Below are 1,322 nucleotides of genomic sequence, written 5' to 3'. Positions count from 1 at the left end.
GGTATCGGCCAGGGTCCCCAGCCTGTCGCTGCGCCTCCGGGTGCCGCCCGCACGCCTGGCCGGCGCCGAGGGCGAGGCCGACGCCAGAGAGGCGCCCACCCAGGCCGCCGCCGTCATTCGCCAACCCGAGGATGAAGCCCACGTGGATACGGATACCGCGCTCGATATCGGCAACGATACCGAGCATCTGCTACAGGACGTGCAGGGCACCCTGGCCGACCTCGCCGGCATGGCCCAGCAACTGAGCCAGCAGAAGCAGGAAGCGCTCAAGCAGCAGGAGTCGCTGGAGTCGCTCCAGACGCAATTGCACGAGAAGGAGCGGCAATTGCAGGAAAAGGAAAAGCAGCTCCGGCAGTGGCACAAGCGCCTGCAGGACGACCGCCAGGCGCTGGAGCGGGAAACCGAGCAGAGCAACCGTCTCCTGGCCGAGCGCAGCGCGGCCCTGCAACAACTCGCGGAAAGCGTCGAAGCCCGCGAGCGCAGCAGCGCGCGGCGAGCCGAAGTACTGCAGATCGAACAGGAACGCCTCGAAGAGTTGCGCAGCCAGCAGAACCTGCGTCAGGCCGAACTGGAAAAGCGCGAAGCCAGCGTCCAGCAGCGCAGCCTGGAACTCGGCGAGCGCTTCAAGAAGCTGGAAAGCGCCCGCGAGAAGCTGGCGCAGATCGTCAAGGGTTTCAACGAGACCGTACAGTTCAATACCGCTCTGCACGCCATCAGTCATACCGGGTTGAAGCGCCAGGAAGAGAGCGCAGCCGAACTGGAATAAGGTTCTCCTCCGGCAAAAGGGCGCGGCGCCGATACTGGCCCGCGCCCTTTTTCATTCGCCCAGCCGCGCCCGGCCGCTCGCCCTCGGGACGCGGTGCCGCCGGCCAGTTCACCGGTGCGCAGAGCAGTTGTGCGCCGGACAGCGCCGGCAGGCGCACCCATTCGGGAAACTCCAGGTCGTAGCAGACCATCACCGCGATTCGCCCGAAGCGGGTGGCGACCACCGGCGCTGGCCCTGGCACAAGGCCATGGGAAGGACGGAGTGTCGGCAAGCGAAGACGGGAAGGGAGTCAGTCAGGTCAAATAATCAGTTGAGCATTCTCTGAACCATACGCAGGGCGATCGCTGAACCGAGGGCCGCTGAGGCTCCGCGTGGTCTCTTCTGCCCCCGCTCAAGGGCGGCGCGCAGCATGGCCCTCGGCGGAAACCTGTGGCGCCTGGGTCTGCCCCGCCTCGCGCGCCAGCAGGTCGCGCAGGCCCTGCGCATCCAGCGGCCGGCTGAGCAGGAATCCTTGCAGTTCGTGGCATTGCTCGTCGCGCAGGATATGCATCTGCCC

The 1,322-nt window shown here is 66.6% G+C and carries 1 protein-coding gene and 2 pseudogenes; 1 reads left to right on the top strand and 2 read right to left on the bottom strand.

Translation table 11 applies throughout. The annotated features are described in order from the left end of the window. Positions 1-766 (top strand): annotated as a pseudogene (locus tag FFS27_RS32795) (hypothetical protein); the annotation flags it as partial. A 28-nt stretch (positions 767-794) separates the two neighbouring features. Here the strand turns inward: FFS27_RS32795 and FFS27_RS33440 are convergent. After that, a pseudogene (locus tag FFS27_RS33440) lies at positions 795-998 on the bottom strand (nitrilase-related carbon-nitrogen hydrolase); the annotation flags it as partial. A gap of 159 nt (positions 999-1,157) precedes the next feature. Beyond that, on the bottom strand, positions 1,158-1,322 hold a 165-nt coding region (locus FFS27_RS33960), incomplete at its 5' end, for a hypothetical protein (RefSeq protein WP_171019290.1).

Source organism: Pseudomonas sp. 2VD, from assembly GCF_005503585.1.
Classification (GTDB): domain Bacteria; phylum Pseudomonadota; class Gammaproteobacteria; order Pseudomonadales; family Pseudomonadaceae; genus Pseudomonas; species Pseudomonas aeruginosa.
This window is presented reverse-complemented; position numbering and strand designations above follow the sequence as displayed.